General features: G+C 69.0%; 20 protein-coding genes. 11 read left to right on the top strand and 9 right to left on the bottom strand.

Features of this window, described 5'->3' with window-relative positions; all coding sequences use genetic code 11:
- Nucleotides 1-21: 21 nt before the first annotated feature.
- Both V6D00_08670 and V6D00_08665 read left to right on the top strand, forming a co-directional pair.
- Nucleotides 22-522 (top strand): hypothetical protein, encoded by a 501-nt coding sequence (locus V6D00_08670; GenBank protein HEY9899239.1) that lies wholly within the window; start codon nt 22-24, stop codon nt 520-522.
- A gap of 178 nt (nt 523-700) precedes the next feature.
- A complete protein-coding gene (locus tag V6D00_08665) occupies nt 701-1,522 on the top strand; it encodes a carboxypeptidase-like regulatory domain-containing protein (protein ID HEY9899238.1) in 822 nt (273 codons plus the stop codon).
- Here the strand turns inward: V6D00_08665 and V6D00_08660 are convergent.
- The gene (locus V6D00_08660; GenBank protein HEY9899237.1) at nt 1,519-2,691 is read right to left on the bottom strand and encodes a HAMP domain-containing sensor histidine kinase; all 1,173 of its coding nucleotides are present in this window, start codon (nt 2,689-2,691) and stop codon (nt 1,519-1,521) included. The two genes, V6D00_08665 and V6D00_08660, sit on opposite strands and share 4 nt — an antisense overlap.
- A 53-nt stretch (nt 2,692-2,744) precedes the next feature.
- On the opposite strand from V6D00_08660, the gene V6D00_08655 reads away from it, so the two are divergent.
- The 6 genes from V6D00_08655 to V6D00_08630 are packed head-to-tail and all read left to right on the top strand — an operon-like array spanning nt 2,745 to nt 6,955.
- The gene (locus V6D00_08655; protein HEY9899236.1) at nt 2,745-3,383 is read left to right on the top strand and encodes a hypothetical protein; all 639 of its coding nucleotides are present in this window, start codon (nt 2,745-2,747) and stop codon (nt 3,381-3,383) included.
- A 58-nt stretch (nt 3,384-3,441) separates the two neighbouring features.
- Nucleotides 3,442-3,804: a response regulator gene (locus tag V6D00_08650; GenBank protein ID HEY9899235.1), complete on the top strand. Its 363-nt coding sequence runs from the start codon at nt 3,442-3,444 to the stop codon at nt 3,802-3,804.
- 21 nt (nt 3,805-3,825) lie between these two features.
- Nucleotides 3,826-5,130: a glycoside hydrolase family 13 protein gene (locus tag V6D00_08645; GenBank protein HEY9899234.1), complete on the top strand. Its 1,305-nt coding sequence runs from the start codon at nt 3,826-3,828 to the stop codon at nt 5,128-5,130.
- A gap of 39 nt (nt 5,131-5,169) precedes the next feature.
- The gene (locus tag V6D00_08640; GenBank protein HEY9899233.1) at nt 5,170-5,799 is read left to right on the top strand and encodes a hypothetical protein; all 630 of its coding nucleotides are present in this window, start codon (nt 5,170-5,172) and stop codon (nt 5,797-5,799) included.
- Nucleotides 5,796-6,572: a hypothetical protein gene (locus V6D00_08635; GenBank protein HEY9899232.1), complete on the top strand. Its 777-nt coding sequence runs from the start codon at nt 5,796-5,798 to the stop codon at nt 6,570-6,572. Before V6D00_08640 ends, V6D00_08635 begins: the two co-directional genes overlap by 4 nt.
- A gap of 2 nt (nt 6,573-6,574) precedes the next feature.
- Nucleotides 6,575-6,955, top strand: coding sequence for an MmcQ/YjbR family DNA-binding protein (locus V6D00_08630; protein HEY9899231.1), 381 nt, complete (start codon nt 6,575-6,577; stop codon nt 6,953-6,955).
- Here V6D00_08630 and hemH read toward each other — a convergent pair.
- The 4 genes from hemH to V6D00_08610 all read right to left on the bottom strand — a co-directional run bounded on the left by hemH (nt 6,885) and on the right by V6D00_08610 (nt 9,624).
- On the bottom strand, nt 6,885-7,949 hold the full coding sequence (gene hemH, locus V6D00_08625; GenBank protein HEY9899230.1) for a ferrochelatase: 1,065 nt from the start codon (nt 7,947-7,949) through the stop codon (nt 6,885-6,887). The genes V6D00_08630 and hemH overlap by 71 nt on opposite strands.
- A 108-nt stretch (nt 7,950-8,057) precedes the next feature.
- Nucleotides 8,058-8,381 (bottom strand): hypothetical protein, encoded by a 324-nt coding sequence (locus V6D00_08620; GenBank protein HEY9899229.1) that lies wholly within the window; start codon nt 8,379-8,381, stop codon nt 8,058-8,060.
- 125 nt (nt 8,382-8,506) lie between these two features.
- Nucleotides 8,507-9,490 (bottom strand): galactose-1-phosphate uridylyltransferase, encoded by a 984-nt coding sequence (gene galT / locus V6D00_08615; GenBank protein ID HEY9899228.1) that lies wholly within the window; start codon nt 9,488-9,490, stop codon nt 8,507-8,509.
- On the bottom strand, nt 9,490-9,624 hold the full coding sequence (locus V6D00_08610; protein HEY9899227.1) for a hypothetical protein: 135 nt from the start codon (nt 9,622-9,624) through the stop codon (nt 9,490-9,492). Before V6D00_08610 ends, galT begins: the two co-directional genes overlap by 1 nt.
- Before the next feature lie 169 nt (nt 9,625-9,793).
- Between V6D00_08610 and V6D00_08605 the strand changes: the two genes are divergently transcribed.
- The 3 genes from V6D00_08605 (at nt 9,794) to V6D00_08595 (ending at nt 12,040) form a co-directional block, all read left to right on the top strand.
- Complete coding sequence (locus tag V6D00_08605) at nt 9,794-11,257, top strand: M14 family metallopeptidase (protein ID HEY9899226.1); 1,464 nt, start codon at nt 9,794-9,796, stop codon at nt 11,255-11,257.
- A 73-nt stretch (nt 11,258-11,330) separates the two neighbouring features.
- Nucleotides 11,331-11,825, top strand: coding sequence for a Cys-tRNA(Pro) deacylase (gene ybaK, locus V6D00_08600; protein HEY9899225.1), 495 nt, complete (start codon nt 11,331-11,333; stop codon nt 11,823-11,825).
- Between the two features lie 32 nt (nt 11,826-11,857).
- Nucleotides 11,858-12,040 carry a hypothetical protein gene (locus tag V6D00_08595; protein ID HEY9899224.1) on the top strand — a complete coding sequence of 61 codons (183 nt, stop codon included), beginning with the start codon at nt 11,858-11,860 and terminating at the stop codon, nt 12,038-12,040.
- Here the strand turns inward: V6D00_08595 and V6D00_08590 are convergent.
- From V6D00_08590 to V6D00_08575, 4 genes are read right to left on the bottom strand one after another with little or no spacing between them, the layout of a single operon-like run.
- Complete coding sequence (locus V6D00_08590; GenBank protein ID HEY9899223.1) at nt 12,037-12,441, bottom strand: DUF302 domain-containing protein; 405 nt, start codon at nt 12,439-12,441, stop codon at nt 12,037-12,039. The two genes, V6D00_08595 and V6D00_08590, sit on opposite strands and share 4 nt — an antisense overlap.
- Before the next feature lie 12 nt (nt 12,442-12,453).
- A complete protein-coding gene (locus V6D00_08585) occupies nt 12,454-13,056 on the bottom strand; it encodes a class I SAM-dependent methyltransferase (GenBank protein ID HEY9899222.1) in 603 nt (200 codons plus the stop codon).
- Nucleotides 13,057-13,092: 36 nt separating this feature from the next.
- Nucleotides 13,093-13,626, bottom strand: a complete 534-nt coding sequence (locus V6D00_08580; protein HEY9899221.1) for a YeeE/YedE thiosulfate transporter family protein — start codon at nt 13,624-13,626, stop codon at nt 13,093-13,095.
- 1 nt (nt 13,627) lies between these two features.
- A complete protein-coding gene (locus tag V6D00_08575; GenBank protein HEY9899220.1) occupies nt 13,628-14,137 on the bottom strand; it encodes a YeeE/YedE thiosulfate transporter family protein in 510 nt (169 codons plus the stop codon).
- Between the last annotated feature and the right edge of the window lies 1 nt (nt 14,138).

Genomic DNA, 14,138 nt, shown 5'->3' with positions numbered 1-14,138 from the left:
CCCCCTATCCAGAGGCATTCCATGAATCAATCTCAACGGGAACGGCTCGCCCTGGTGCTGAGCCGCGCGATGCAGGCGGCCCTCACCGAGAGCCCCGAGCGCGTTCGCGAAGTCCTCGAGGAAACCCTGCGCGAGCTGGGTGGCGGCGCCCCTTCGGCGGCCCCTGCTCGCCAGCCCGGTCGGCGCGCCCCCCTCACCCCGGCCCGCGAGCCGATGCCCAGCTACGTCCCCCCCCTCAACGAAGCCGAGAACCGCAAGCAGCTGGTGGGCTTCCTCGACGTGATGGTCATGGCCAGCGGCATCGTCGGGCGTCGCACGGCCGATCGCCTGGGTCGCAAGGTCTTCGGCGATCGCGTCCACAGCGCCGAGCGCTGGATGCTCGACCAGGGGCTGATCCAGCCGACCGAGGACGAGGCGCTCCAGCTCACCGAGGATGGCCTGCGCTACCTCGAGAAGCACCGCGACAGCAAGTTCAAGAGCTACGTCGGCTTCGAGCCCGAGGCCTCGCGCCGCGGCGCCTAGACGGTTCTTCCCGGATCCATCGCGACGAAGCCCCCTCCACCGAGGGGGCTTCGTTCGCTCCGGGGGGATGAAGATTAAGCTTTTCCAAAGCGAAGTTAAATATTGATTAAAGTCTGAGGATCGGTTATAAGATCTCCTGACGGAACCGCTCGGCCTTCCTACAAGGAGAATGAATCGGATGCTGCAAGCTCGCAGGCTCTTGATCCCGGCCCTCTCGCTCGTGATGGCGATCGCCCTCAGCGCGTGCGGGATGACCTCCCAGGTTGCGCCCAGCGCGATCCACCAGAGCGCGTCGGACGCGGTCGACTCCAGCGCCCAGGACTTCACCGACGAGGAGGCCGTCAAGGCATCCAGCCTCAACAGCAGCGGCGATCTCGACACCAAGGAGTTCGGCGAGTTCGAATCGGCGCTCGGCCGTACGGCGACCGCGCTGACGGCCGCCGAGCGCCAGACCTCGGGCCTCTTCGATTCGGCCGGCGGCGTCTTCTCGGTCAAGCGCACCACCAAGATCGGCTACGTGCGCTCGATCGAGGACGGCAAGTACCTGCTGACCCTCAAGAAGGAAACGACCAAGATCTCGGTCACCGGCAGCGACGGCAAGCGCGATCGCCGCATCGAGGGCTACCTCAACCGCAAGGTCGTGCTGCGCGGCATCGCCATGGCCAACGGCCAGCTGATGGTCGAGCACATCATCACCATCCCGACCTTCAAGTCGGTCACGGACCTCTTCTTCAAGGGCCGTCTCGCGGGCACCGTCTACATCGCGAGCAACAACCAGGGCCTCGTCGGCGCGCTGGTCGTCGCCAAGGCCGGCACCACCGGCTACCTGTACCGGACTCAGACCGACCGCCAGGGCAACTTCTCGTTCTCCGGCCTCGAGCCCGACACCTACTCGCTGACGGTCGGCCTCGGCGGCTTCAAGGGCGTCTCGCAGAGCGGGATCGGCGTGGTCAAGGGCAAGAAGACCAGCCTGATGTTCCCGATGACCCCCGCAAACTAGCTTCGACGACCTTCGGGCGCCGCCTCCAGAGTGGAGGCGGCGCTTTTTCGCGCGATCCTGAGCGTCAGGCGGAAGGTCGTCCCCTCCGGGCCGGTGGAGTCGAGGGCGATCGCGCCCTGCATGGCCCCCATGTACTCGCGGCAGATGGAGAGCCCGACCCCGGTCGAGGTGGGGTCCGCGGGGTTGGGGGGCTGCTGCTCGAAGAGCGCGCCTCGCCTCGCCTCGCAGATGCCGGGGCCGGTGTCGCGCACCAGGATCTCCGCGTGCTCGCCCGCGACCCGGGCGAGGACGGCGAGCGCGCCTCCGGTCGGCAGGACCTTGAGGGCGTTGGAGAGCAGGTTGTCGAAGACGATCTCGAGCCGGGCGCAGTCCGCGAGCACCTCGATGTCGCCGGGCGCCTCGATCACGAGCTCGGCCTCGCGCTTCTTGAGCGGGTAGCGCAGCTCGTCCAGGCAGCGCCCGATGAGCGGCGCGAGCGGCACGGGGCGCACGTCGAGCCGGTAGCGATCGAGGGCGATGCCGTTGCGGTCGAAGTTCTGCATGACGTTGCGCTCGAAGCGCGTCAGCGAGGTGATGAGCTTGTCGAGGCGCTTGGCGACCCGCGCGCGGTCGTCGATGGCGTCGATGGCGTCCTTGAGCATGCCCTGTCCCAACAGCAGCGGCGTCTTGAGCTGGTGGGAGACCACCGCGCTGAGCCGCTTCTGCAGCTCGCTCTCCTCCTGGGCCCTGAGGGTGGCGAGGCGCTGGTCGATCTTGGCGCGGCCGAGCCACTGGTTCTCGAGCCCCAGGGCGAAGACGCCGCAGGCCTGGGCGAGGGTCTGCCGCTCCACCTCCGAGAGGCGAACGCCTTGCCTTCGTCGCCCGAGCACCAGGAGGCCGACGGTCTGGAGGCGGCCCTTGAGGGGGAGGCCCGCCACGAAGCCGTCGACGAGCGCAAGACCGCTCTCCATGGCGTCCATGGGAAGCGAGCGGTGCTCGGGGGAGGCCTCGGCGGGGGTGCCCGCGACCCAGACGAGCGCCTGCGAGCGCGGCTCGCGCCGGTAGAGGCCCGCTTGCTCGAACCCCAGGTGATCGACCAGGGCCTGGAGCAGCACGGCCTCCTCGCCGGGCAGCCCCTCGAGGGTGGCGAGCACGGCCTGGAGGCGACGGTGGTTGCGTAGGCGGGGCAAACTCCACATGACTGACTTGTACCCACGCTCGCCTCTGTCGTAGGCTAGAGGTCATGTGGCGTCGCTTCCTTCCTGCCCACCTGGCGCGCGTCCCCCGTCCCGTCGACGGCGGGCTGGATCGCCTGCGCGCGGAGCTCGCGGCCCAGAGCAGCGCCGCCCAGGTGGCCCTGGTGCTCGCGGTGCACCTGGTGAGGCTGTCGGGGGCCGCGGGCGTCTCGGTCCGGGTCCACGCGGGGCCCGAGCATCGGGCCATCAACGTCCGCCACGGCGAGGTGCGCATCCCCGCGCGAGAGACGCAGGCGCTCGTCGCGGCCGGGATCGCCCTCGGGGAGGCCTCCTTCCACGGCCCCGGCCTCGCGCCGCGCGATCGCTGGGGCCGCGCCCTCGCCTACGGGGCGGTCGCGATCCAGAACGCCCTGCTTGCCGAGCAGGCGCTGGCCGCCGAGATGGAGAGCGCCCAGGCCAAGGCCCAGCGCGACCTTCAGCACCGCCTCACCTGGATGGCCTCCAGCCAGATCTGCCGCCTGCTCGAGGAGACCCAGGGCCTGTTGCGCGCGGCGCGCACGCAGGTCGAGGTCGCGCCGAGCGCCGCGCTCGCCGCCCAGCTCGCCGAGATCTCCGCGCGCTTGCTCCAGCTCGAGGCCTTCGTCCACGCCAACCTGGACAGCGTCAAGGCGAGCGAGGCGCCGTGACGACCTTCCCCTTGTTCGTTTCTCGGTTCCTCGGGTAGCATAGGGGCAGGAGGAAGCCATGAAGAAGACTATCTTGATCGTTGAAGACCACCCGGACGCCCTCGAGTTCTTCGAAGAGGTGCTCGAGGAGCATGGCTACCAGGTCCTGACCGCCGAGAACGGCCGCAAGGGCCTCGATCTCGCCCAGGCCAACAAGCTCGACGCGCTGCTCCTGGACGTCAACGTCCCCCAGCTGACCGGCCGCGAGATCTACGAGGCCCTGCGCAAGCAGGCCAAGTACAAGAACCTCCCCATCGTCTTCATCACCGCGGACCAGGGGGGCGACGTCTCGGACCTCGTCGCCAAGCCGCACACCCACTACATGAAGAAGGCGATCGACATCCACCGCCTGGTCGAGCTGCTCGCGGAAATCCTCGGCTAGCCCCACCGGCCGTTCCTCGCCGTGAGTCGCCCCTGGGGCAACGAGGTCGTCTATCACCTCTTCGTGGACCGCTTCCGGAACGGCGACCCGGAGCTCGACGTGCGGCCCGGCGCCTTCGCCTTCCACGGCCGGCCCGTCGCCACCTCCAAGAGCAAGCGCGCCCTCACGGGCGATCGCACCCACCAGCACACCTTCTACAACGGCGACCTCAAAGGGATCCGCGACGCCCTGCCCTACCTGCAGGACCTGGGCGTCACGGTGCTCTTGCTCACGCCCATCTTCGCGAGCCGCTCCACCCACCGCTACGACACCGACGACTACCTGCGGCTGGATCCGCACGTGGGCACCGACGCCGACTTCGAGGGCCTGGTGGACGACCTCCACCGGCGCGGGATGAAGCTCGCCCTCGACGGGGTCTTCGGCCACACCAGCTTCGAGCACCCCTGGTACCGCGACCCGGCCCTGCGCAGGAAGCACTACCGCCTGAGGCCGGACGGCACCGCCGAGACGTGGCTCGGCTGGGGCGTGCTGCCCAAGCTCGACACCGACGACCCCGAGACCCAGGACAAGCTGCTCGAGGTGATCGACCGCTGGAAGGGCGTGGACGCGTGGCGGCTGGATGCGGCCCAGCACCTGCCCGAGAGCTTCCTTCGGCGCTTCCGCGCGCGCCTCAAGGCCCGCAACCCCGAGGCGATCGTCATCGCCGAGGAGTGGGAGGCCGTCGCCTCCCAGCTGCGCGACGGGCTCTACGACGGGGTGCTCAACTTCCAGTTCCGGCGGCCGGTGGTGGACTTCTTCCGCGGCGAGATCGGTGCCGAGGCCATGGTGCGCAGGCTCTCGGTCTACCTCGAGACCTACCCGGGCGCGGCCCTGCGCCACTGCTGGAACCTGCTCGACAACCACGACACCGAGCGCTTCTTCGGCAATTTCGCCCGCGACGCGCAGCGCCTGCGCCCGGCTCTCGCCCTCCAGACCCTCCTGCCCGGCACCCCGCACCTCTACTACGGCGACGAGATCGGCATGACCGCGCGCAACTCCCACGAGTCGCGCGCCCCCATGGTCTGGGAGCCCCGCAGGTGGGACCGCGCCGTCCTCGAGGCGTACCGGGAGTTCCTGGGCCTGCGCAGGGAGCATCCGGTCTTCGCCGAGGGGGGCTTGCGCTGGGTCCACGCCTCGAACCGGGCCAGGACGGTGGCCTTCGTCCGGGAGGATGCGACCGCGCGCGCCCTGGTTGCCGTCAACGCGGGGGACTACGACCAGGCCGTGGCCTTCGAGGGCCGTCAAGTCATCGTGAAGGCGCACGACGCGCGAGTCGTTTTCACCTGATCGCCTGATATAATCCTTCCGACCTCCTCGATCCGCTCGATGCAAGGAACCGCGATGAACCACCCTTCTGGCCCGAGAGCGCTGATGCTCGCCGTCCTGCTGGCCGCGACGAGCGGCTGCGCCGTCCTGGTGCCCTGGCGGCTGGCCTGGGGTGGCTGGCAGGAGGGGATCCCCCACGAGGGGCTCATCTTCAAGAACGTGAGCGACGCCAAGGCGCGCCAGGCGGCGGCCGGGGCGCTGATCGGCCTCAAGGAGAAGCCCTTCGGCCTCCAGGACGTCCGCGTCGTGAGCGCCCCTTCGTCGGACTCGGTGCTCCTGATGGCCTCGCTGCCCTTCGTTCCGCCGAGCGCCTCGAGCGAGAACGAGGCCTACTACCAGGGCGCGGTCCTGCCGGTCTTCGTGAAGGTGCGCTGGGAGGCCAGGGCGCTGACGCGCTTCGAGGTCACCAGCCGCATCATTCGCTCGCCCTTCAAGGCCGACTGGCTTTCGGCCTACGACGCGACCGGCAGCGCCGACGCCACGCCCGCCTACCTCATGCGGCGCGCGAGCGACCTGCGGACGCGCGCCGAGGCCGCCCGGATGGACGAGGCCCTGGATCGCCTGGGGGCGAGCCTGCGCGCGACGGTGAGCGACGATCTGCCCTGGGTCGTCGAGGAGGTGACCCGATGAGGGCCTCGCTGCCGCTCGCGGCCCTTCTCGTCCTGCTCACGGCGCTCGGGGCGCAGGCCGCGGACACCCGCCCCGGCTCCGAGGACCTGGACCCCTACATGCTCGAGGTGCACCCCGAGCTGCGGCACCGGATGCAGGCGACGCACGCCCTCGGCCTGGTCGGCATCGGCCAGGTCCAGGGCGAGGACGCCTACGCCCTCGATCTGGCCGGGTGGTCGTACTGGGATCGCCGCTTCTACGCCGCCGCCGCCCTCGGCGGGGTCATGGTCAGCCCCCGGCTCCTGGGCATCTCGCGGGACCCGCAGAACCCCCAGGCGCAGGGCAACACCCTCATGCCCATCGCCAGCGCCCTTCTGGGCTACAACCTGGTGGGCGTCCGGAGCCGGAGCCGCGAGCTGGAGCCCCTGTGGAGCCTGGGCGATCGCACCTCCCTGGCCATCGGGTTGGGGACGGCCGCCGGCTACACCGCCACCAAGGACGGCACCTACGGCCTCGGCATGACCGTCGGGCCGATGGTCGGTGCCCGCTACAAGCTGATGGACTGGCACAACGTGAACGCCTACGGCCACTACGTCTACGGCCTCAACCGGGCCGCGGACCTCTACGAGGCGGGCCTCCACACCAGCTTCGGCACCAGCGTGATCGAGCTGGGCTACCGGGGCGGGCAGAATGCCGCCTACCTGCTGCGCACGGTCTCGGGCGACTCGCTATTGGCCTCGCCCCAGGCGATCCCTTACGGGGCCTGGTTCGTGCGCTTCGCCCAGGGGTACTAGCCATGGACACGAGCACCTTCGAGGCCCTCTGCGCGCCCAAGGCCGGGGTGAGTGCCTCCTACCCGTTCGGGCCGGACGCCCACGTCTTCAAGGTCCTGGACAAGATGTTCGCGCTGGTCGCGGTGGGAAGCGCGCCTTTGCATGTCAGCCTCAAGTGCGACCCCGAGCGCGCCTTGATCCTGCGCGAGACCCACCCCGCCATCCAGCCGGGCTACCACCTGAACAAGCGCCACTGGAACACCCTGACGCTGGACGGCAGCCTCTCGGACGAGCTGGTGCGACAGCTCGTCGACCACTCCTACGAGCTGGTCGTCAGGAGCCTGAAGAAGGCAGAGCGGGAGCGGCTTGGCGCGTCGTCAGGTAGGGCGTCAGCAGCTCCTTGATGGCCTCCACCCACTCGGGGTGCGCGTTGAGCGACGGCACCAGACGCAGGTCCTCGCCGCCCGCCGAAACGAAGGTGGCCCTCGCTCGGATGCCGATCTCCTCGAGCGTCTCCAGGCAGTCCGCGGTGAAGGCGGGGCACACGACGGCGAGGCGCTTGACGCCCTTCTCGGCCAGGCGCACGAGCATCTCCTCGGTGTGGGGCTGGATCCAGGGGATGCGCCCCAGCCGGGACTGGAACGAGACGCTGTAGCGCTCGGGGCTCAGCGAAAGGGCGCCAGCGATCGCCCGGGCGCTCGCGTAGCACTGGGCCCGGTAGCAGTTGCGGTTGGCCTCGGTGATGCGCGCGCAGCAGCCCTCGCTCACCAGGCAGTGGCTGCCGGCGTCGTCCCCCTTGCGGATCTGGCGCTCGGGCAGGCCGTGGAAGCTGAAGAGGACGTGATCGGGTTCGAAGTCGGCCACGACGGGCCGGGCGACCGCGGCCGAGGCCCGCACGTAGGCCGGGTGCTCGTAGAACGGCGCCACCACGTGCAGGGAAGGGACGTTGTAGCAGGTGCCCGCGACCCGGTAGACCTCCTGGAGCGACGAGCCGCCGGTGGACGAGGCCTGCTGCGGGTACAGGGGCAGCACCACCAGCCGGTTGACGCCCTGCCGGCGCAGGACGTGCAGCGCCGACTCGATCGAGGGGGTGCCGTAGCGCATGGCGAACTCCACCGGCACTTCGGGGCCCAGGGCCTCGCGCACCCGTGCGAGCAGGTCGTCGCTGTGACAGCGCAAAGGCGAGCCCCCTTCGGTCCAGATCTCGCGGTAGGCCGCGGCGGACTTCCTGGGCCTGAAGGGCAGGATGACGAGGTTCAGGAGCAGCTTGCGCACCGGGGCGGGCATGTCGAGGACGCGCGAATCCCCCAGGAACTCGGCCAGGTAGTCCCGGACCTCGGCGGTCACGGGGGCGTTGGGGGTGCCCAGGTTGATGAGCAGGACTCCGGTGGCTTCCACGTTCTTCCCTTTCCGGTGCGCGATCGCGCCATCTGCCGATTTTAAGCGGTTTCGCAGGGAAACGAAAGGACCCCCCTGTGAACAGGGGGGTCCGGGGTCTCGTGGCCCTTACATGATCCGGACGAGGGGCTGGTAGCGCCCGTCGACGGTCTTGACGTAGATCAGGTCGGCCTGGCCCTGGCCGCCGCCGCCGCCCTTGAGCTGGAAGACCTCCAGCCCCTCGACGATGCCGAGCGAGACGACCTGGTCGTCCTTGAGGGGCAGCGCCTCGCCGCGGGTCTGGAAGATCTTGTTCTCGAAGGCGACGGTGCGGGTGCCCACCTTCTGGTCGTAGGCCGTCGCGGACTTGCCGTGCATCATCCCGGCGCAGCCGCTCATCATGACCCCGGTCAGTCCCAGGCAGAGCGAAAGCGCGAGCAAACTCTTACGCATGCGGGAGCATCCTCCTCTATCGGGCCGTCCCCCGCGCGGGGGAGGCTGGCGGGTGTTGGAGGGGAGCATAGCTTGCTACGGGTCCCGGCGCCTCGGTCAGGGCCACGAAAGCCGTTGTGAGCGTCCTAGCGAATGTTATCCGCCGGGATCGCCCTGAGCTCGGCGGCCTTCTCTTCGGGCAAGGTGTCGTTGATGAAGGTGCCCGCTCCCGACTCGCAGCCGGCCAGGTACTTGAGCTTCTGGGCGGTCCGGTTGGGCGGGTAGAACTCGACGTGGAAGTGACAGCCCGGGTGATCCTCGCCGTCGGTGGGCCGCTGGTGCATGACCATCATGTAGGGCAGGCTGAAGCCGAAGAGGCCGTCGTACTTGAGCATCACCGTCTTGAGCATGGCCGCGAGATCCAGCCGGGCCTCCCGGTCGAATTCGTCGATCGCCTCGACGTGCCCCTTGGCGTAGAGGTGCACCTCGTAGGGGTAGCGGGCGTAGAAGGGGACGAGGGCGACGAAGTGGGCGTTCTCGGCGACGATCCGGCGCGCGTCCCTGCGCTCCTCATCGAGCACGTCGCAGTGCAGGCAGCGGCCCGTTTTGGCGTGGTACTTGGCCTGGCTTGAAAGCTCGCGTTCGATCTTGGGGGGCAGGTAGCCGAAGGCGTAGATCTGGCCGTGGGGGTGGGGGAGCGTCACCCCGATGGCCTCCCCCTTGTTCTCGAAGATGAAGACGTAGGCGATCTCGCTGCGCGCCCCGAGCACCCGGTAGCGGTCCTGCCAGACCCTAACGAGGCGCTCGATCTCGAGGACGGTGCGATCCGCGAGCGTGCCCTCGTGCCTGGGGGTGTACAGCACCACCTCGCAGGCGCCCACGGCGCTGCGCACCGGCATCAGGTCGGTCCCCTCGATCGCGGGGGCGTCGGGGTGGGGCCGGAAGGAGGGGAACTTGTTCTCGAAGACCACGTACTCGTAGTCGGCGGCGGGCACCTCGGTGGGGAAGCCGCCGGGCCTGGTCGGGCAGATCGGGCAGTAGTCCGCGGGCGGCATGAAGGTGCGGTCCTGCCGGTGGGTGGCGGTGACGACCCACTCCTCGTTGATGGGGTTCCAGCGCAGCTCGGACATCAGCGCTCCTCCGGCACGAAGCGGTAGTAGATCAGCGTGCGGCCGTCCTCGAGCGTGATCGCTTCCTTCTCCATGCGCTCCACCTCCTCGGCGCCGTCCGGGCCGGTGGGATCGGGTTGGGATGAGGGCGTCATGGCGGCTCCTTTCCTGCGACTCGGGCCTCATGGTAGCGGAATTTCCCCGCCCGGCCCAGGCGCCGATCTTTTTTTCGGAGATCACGCAAGATCGCTTGTGAGTTAAGCTATATTTAAGCTAGTATTAACCTAAGCAACGTCGCCCCCTCGATCTCGCGAGGTATTCACCTTGTTCAAGCGCTCGCTCCGCACCGCCCTCTCGCTCCTTGCCGCGTCCACGATCGCGGGCTGCGGTCTCATGTCAGGCCCCCTGGGCGGCGACGGCGAGGGTGCGCCCATCGCCTTCAGCTCGAAGGACCAGATCGTCGCCGTCGAGATGACCTACAAGCAGCGCGACCAGCTCAACGCCCTGGTCAACGCCGGCGCGGACATCTGGTCGGTCGATCGCAAGGCCATGCGCCTCAAGGGCGCGCTCAACCAGGCGCAGTACGAGAAGGCCAAGCAGCTCGGCTTCAAGGTCACCCGCCGCAGCGATCGCTACCTCAACAACACCTTCGACAAGGGTTACCACACCTACGACACCATGCTCGCCGAGCTCAAGGACGTCGCGGCCAAGTACCCCCAGCTGGTCGAGCTGCAGGACATCGGCGACGGCTGGGAGAAGAACCAGGGCAAGGGCAGCCGCGACATCTGGGCGATCCACTTCAAGAAGGCCGGCACCGGCAAGCCCACCGTGCTCTTCGCCGGCTGCCACCACGCCCGCGAGCTGGTGACCCCCGAGATGGTGCTCGGCATGGTCCATCACCTGGCCGACGGCTACGGCAAGGACGCCGAGGTGACCGCCGCCGTCGACAACCGCGACATCTGGCTGGTGCCCATGGTCAACCCGGACGGTCACGCGCTCGCGGCCAAGGGCGGCAACCAGCGCAAGAACACCAACAACGTCACCGGCGGCAAGAGCCGCCTGGGCGTGGACCTCAACCGCAACTACGACGCGTCGTGGGGCACCGCGGGCGACTCGAGCAACCCCGAGTCCGACACCTTCCGCGGCGCCAAGGCCTTCTCGGAGCCCGAGACCCAGACCATGCGCGACCTGATGCTCCGCATCAAGCCGGTCGTGTACCTGACCTTCCACTCCTTCAGCAACGCGGTCATGTGGTCCTGGGACAAGAAGGACGAGCCGGCCCCGGACAAGCGCCTCGCGCCCATCGGCCAGGCCATGGGCAAGCTCTCGGGCTACGACGCCTACCAGGGCAGCAAGATGTACGTCAACAGCGGCGACGACGTGGACTGGGCCTTCGAGAAGCTTGGAACCCTCGCCTACACCGTCGAGGTCGGCAGCTACAACGACGGCTTCGATCCCCCCTTCTCGCGGGTCTCCAGGTTCTGGGACGAGAACCGCCCCATGATGCTCTTCGCCCTCAAGATCGCCGACAACCCCGACGCGATCTTCGGGCCCAAGGTCGAGGCCGCCGGCACCACCGGCACGATCAGCCTCGAGGCCGAGGACGCCGTCACCCAGGCCGAGTACTTCGTCGGCCGCCCCGGCGCCGCCGGCACCGGGACCGCCATGCGCGTCGCGGACCGCAAGGCCGTGGCTGCCGTCCGCTCGGCGTCGCGCCAGGTCGTCTACGTCCACGCCAAGGGCGCGAACGGTGCCTGGGGCCCCTGGGGCACCGCCTGGAGCAACTAGTCCGCTCCCGTTTCCTGCGAGGTCGCCCGTTTCGACGGGCGGCCTCGCGGCCTTTCCACGTGAGGAGAGCCTCGTGAAGACCAACGCCGTTCGCCTGCTGGACCAGGCCAAGGTGCCCTACCGCCTCGTCGACTACGAGGTGGACGAGGCGGACCTGTCGGCCGAGTCGGTCGCGCGCAAGATCGGCATGCGCGAGGAGGAGGTCTTCAAGACCCTCGCCCTCAAGGGCGACAAGACCGGCGTGCTGCTGGTGCTGGTGCCGGCGGGCACCGAGCTGGACCTCAAGGCGGCTGCCGGCGCGAGCGGCAACAAGCGCTGCGAGATGCTGCCCCTCAAGGACGTTCAGCCCGTGACCGGCTACATCCGGGGCGGCGTCTCGCCCATCGGCACCAAGAAGCGCTTTCCGGTCTACCTGGACCGAAGCGCCCTCGATCATGCCACGATCAGCATCAGCGCGGGGGTGCGGGGGACCCAGATCCTGCTTGCGCCCTCGGACCTGGTGCGCATGGTGCAGGCGACGCTCGCGACCGTTGCCAGGCCTGCCGGTTCGCCGCAGCCGGAGGTATGATGGGGGCGCCCCCCCTTTCACGAGGAGATACCATGGCCACCACCTGTTCGACCTGCACCGGCAAGGGAGTCGTGAGCTGCCGCAAGTGCTTCGGCACCGGCAAGATGGACCACCCCGCCGGCTACGGCGAGACCATGTGCGACGCCTGCGACGGCGATCGCGAGGTCGATTGCTCGCGCTGCGAGGGCACCGGCGAGATCGAGGTCTCCGCTTAGCCTTCGATCGCCAGGAGGACGCGCTCCAGCAGGGCGCGCACCTGCGTGGCGATCGGCTCGACGGCGGGGTTCTCGACCACCGAGAGCATCTTGGCCGGCTCGATGGCCTTGACCCAGACCCCCTGCGCGTCCTCGTAGACCACCACGTTGCACGGCAGGAGCAGCCCGAGGTCGGGCTCGATGCCGAGGGCCTGGTGGGCGAGGCCGGGGTTGCACGCCCCCAGGATCACGTACGGCGGCCGATCGACCCCGAGCTTGGCCTTGAAGATCGCCTGCACGTCGATCTCGGACAGGACGCCGAAGCCGTTGGCCTTCAGGGCCTCCTTGGTCCTTTCGAGGGCGGTGGCGTGGTCGAGCTGGACCTTGCCGCCCAGCCCGTAGGTCTCGATGGCGAATTGCATGTGTGATCTCCTCTAAGGCTTCCGCGCGATGAACCGGGTGACGGCCGCCGCCCCCTGGTGGAACGGTCCCTCGTCCAGCTGGACGACCTCCTCGCTTGCGACCAGGACTTCCCAGCCGTCGAAGGCGGCCGTGAGCTCCGAGAGGGGCAGCAGCATGTCGAGGTCCTTGGGCCCCCCGCTCTGATAGGCGAGCTGGCCGGGGGCGAACTGCTCGGTCATGAACATCCCGCCGGGCTTGAGGGCCCGCCGGATGTTCTCGTAAAGCCGGCCTCGCACCGCTCCCGGCAGGTGGCAGTAGATGTCGAGGATGGCATCCCACCGGTCGGTGCCCATGTCGCTCGTGGTGACGTCACCGAGCACGGTCTCGACCGTCACCCCCCGCTTTTCAGCCAGGCGCTTGAGCTTCTCGAAGCCTTCCTCCGAGCTGTCCAGGGCCGTCACGAGGGATCCTCGGGCCGCCAGGTGGGTGGCGTTGCGCCCCTCTCCCTCGCCGAGGCTCAGGACCCGGCTGCCTGGAGGCAACAGGTGGCCGTGGGTGGCGACGAAGTCGTTGGGGGCCTCCCCGTAGACGTAGGCTTCCTGCTTGAAGCGCTCGTTCCAGAAGATGGCTGTCATCGTGGCGTCGAAGCTCCTTTGTCGAATGTCATCGGATCACGAAGGGCGCCTGAGCTGGGTGGGGGCCAGGAACGCGAAGGCCGCCAGGATCAGGGCGAGGCCGACGGCGATCCCGAGCGGCGGCAGGTGGATGAGATCCGCCAGGGTGATTTTCCCGTAGTTGAAGGGAGTGATCAAGCTCCGCTCCAGGGCGGGGAAGGCGAGGGTGAAGGCGAGGGCTCCCCCGAGGCCGCCGGCGAGGGTGAAGAGGGCGTCCTTGCGCCCCTCGGCGGCACCCACCACGCACGTGCCGGGGCAATAGCCCGCCAGGCCGAAGCCCAGCCCGAAGACCAGGCCTCCGGCCAGGACCCCGAGCACGTAGGTGGGCTTGATCGAGAAGTGCATCGGGACGAAGCCGGCGAGCACATAGGAGGCGACGGCCCCCACGGCGATCGCAAGGGCCATGAACTTGATGATCGAAAGGTTCTCGAGCCGCAGGTTGCGGGCGATCATGCCCGGGCTCGAGGCGCGGACGCGCTGGATCAAGGCGCCCATGCCGATCCCGATCAAGAGGCCGAAGGCGAGGTCCATCTCAGCGTCCTTTCTGCAAGAGCTTGGCGGTGGGGATGCCGGTGGCGAAGACCCCGGCGCCGAAGATCAGCCCGCTCACCGAGAGCTGCATGATCCCCGAGATGACGTGCCCGCTGGTGCACCCCCCGGCGAGGCGGGCTCCGAAGAGCAGCAGGAAGCCCCCGATGAAGGCCGTGAGGTAGCGCAGCGCGCGGGAGCGCTCGTGCGCATGGACCAGCTCGACGCCGGGTGCTCGCTCCCCCGAGAGGCGACTTGCGAGGAGCCCCCCGATCACGAGCCCGAGCACGATCGCGGTCTCGGGGCGCACCAGGCCCCCGATCTGCACGAGGTAGGGCTGGGAGGCCGCGAAGGAGGGAAAGAGGCGCTCGAGCATCGCGCCGACGGCCCTGGGGTAGGTGGTCGAGACGCCGATCGGCCCGAAGAGGGCGATGGACGCCGCGCCCAGGAGCCCGAACCCGACGCCGAGGCGGCCGAAGCGAGGCTCGGCCTCGGAGGTGGAAGCGGAGGGCATG

It is taken from the genome of Pantanalinema sp., assembly GCA_036704125.1.
GTDB lineage: Bacteria > Cyanobacteriota > Sericytochromatia > S15B-MN24 > UBA4093 > JAGIBK01.
Note: the sequence above shows the minus strand (reverse complement) of the source record. Positions and strands in the feature narration are given on the sequence as shown.

What these genes read in the sequence shown, in the direction of transcription:
- V6D00_08670 (HEY9899239.1), top strand. Translation starts at nt 22, where the DNA reads ATGAATCAATCTCAACGGGAACGGCTCGCCCTGGTGCTGAGCCGCGCG.
- V6D00_08665 (HEY9899238.1), top strand. Translation starts at nt 701, where the DNA reads ATGCTGCAAGCTCGCAGGCTCTTGATCCCGGCCCTCTCGCTCGTGATG.
- V6D00_08655 (HEY9899236.1), top strand. Translation starts at nt 2,745, where the DNA reads ATGTGGCGTCGCTTCCTTCCTGCCCACCTGGCGCGCGTCCCCCGTCCC.
- V6D00_08650 (HEY9899235.1), top strand. Translation starts at nt 3,442, where the DNA reads ATGAAGAAGACTATCTTGATCGTTGAAGACCACCCGGACGCCCTCGAG.
- V6D00_08640 (HEY9899233.1), top strand. Translation starts at nt 5,170, where the DNA reads ATGCAAGGAACCGCGATGAACCACCCTTCTGGCCCGAGAGCGCTGATG.
- V6D00_08635 (HEY9899232.1), top strand. Translation starts at nt 5,796, where the DNA reads ATGAGGGCCTCGCTGCCGCTCGCGGCCCTTCTCGTCCTGCTCACGGCG.
- V6D00_08630 (HEY9899231.1), top strand. Translation starts at nt 6,575, where the DNA reads ATGGACACGAGCACCTTCGAGGCCCTCTGCGCGCCCAAGGCCGGGGTG.
- V6D00_08620 (HEY9899229.1), bottom strand. Translation starts at nt 8,381, where the DNA reads ATGCGTAAGAGTTTGCTCGCGCTTTCGCTCTGCCTGGGACTGACCGGG.
- galT (HEY9899228.1), bottom strand. Translation starts at nt 9,490, where the DNA reads ATGTCCGAGCTGCGCTGGAACCCCATCAACGAGGAGTGGGTCGTCACC.
- V6D00_08610 (HEY9899227.1), bottom strand. Translation starts at nt 9,624, where the DNA reads ATGACGCCCTCATCCCAACCCGATCCCACCGGCCCGGACGGCGCCGAG.
- V6D00_08595 (HEY9899224.1), top strand. Translation starts at nt 11,858, where the DNA reads ATGGCCACCACCTGTTCGACCTGCACCGGCAAGGGAGTCGTGAGCTGC.
- V6D00_08590 (HEY9899223.1), bottom strand. Translation starts at nt 12,441, where the DNA reads ATGCAATTCGCCATCGAGACCTACGGGCTGGGCGGCAAGGTCCAGCTC.
- V6D00_08585 (HEY9899222.1), bottom strand. Translation starts at nt 13,056, where the DNA reads ATGACAGCCATCTTCTGGAACGAGCGCTTCAAGCAGGAAGCCTACGTC.
- V6D00_08580 (HEY9899221.1), bottom strand. Translation starts at nt 13,626, where the DNA reads ATGGACCTCGCCTTCGGCCTCTTGATCGGGATCGGCATGGGCGCCTTG.
- V6D00_08575 (HEY9899220.1), bottom strand. Translation starts at nt 14,137, where the DNA reads ATGCCCTCCGCTTCCACCTCCGAGGCCGAGCCTCGCTTCGGCCGCCTC.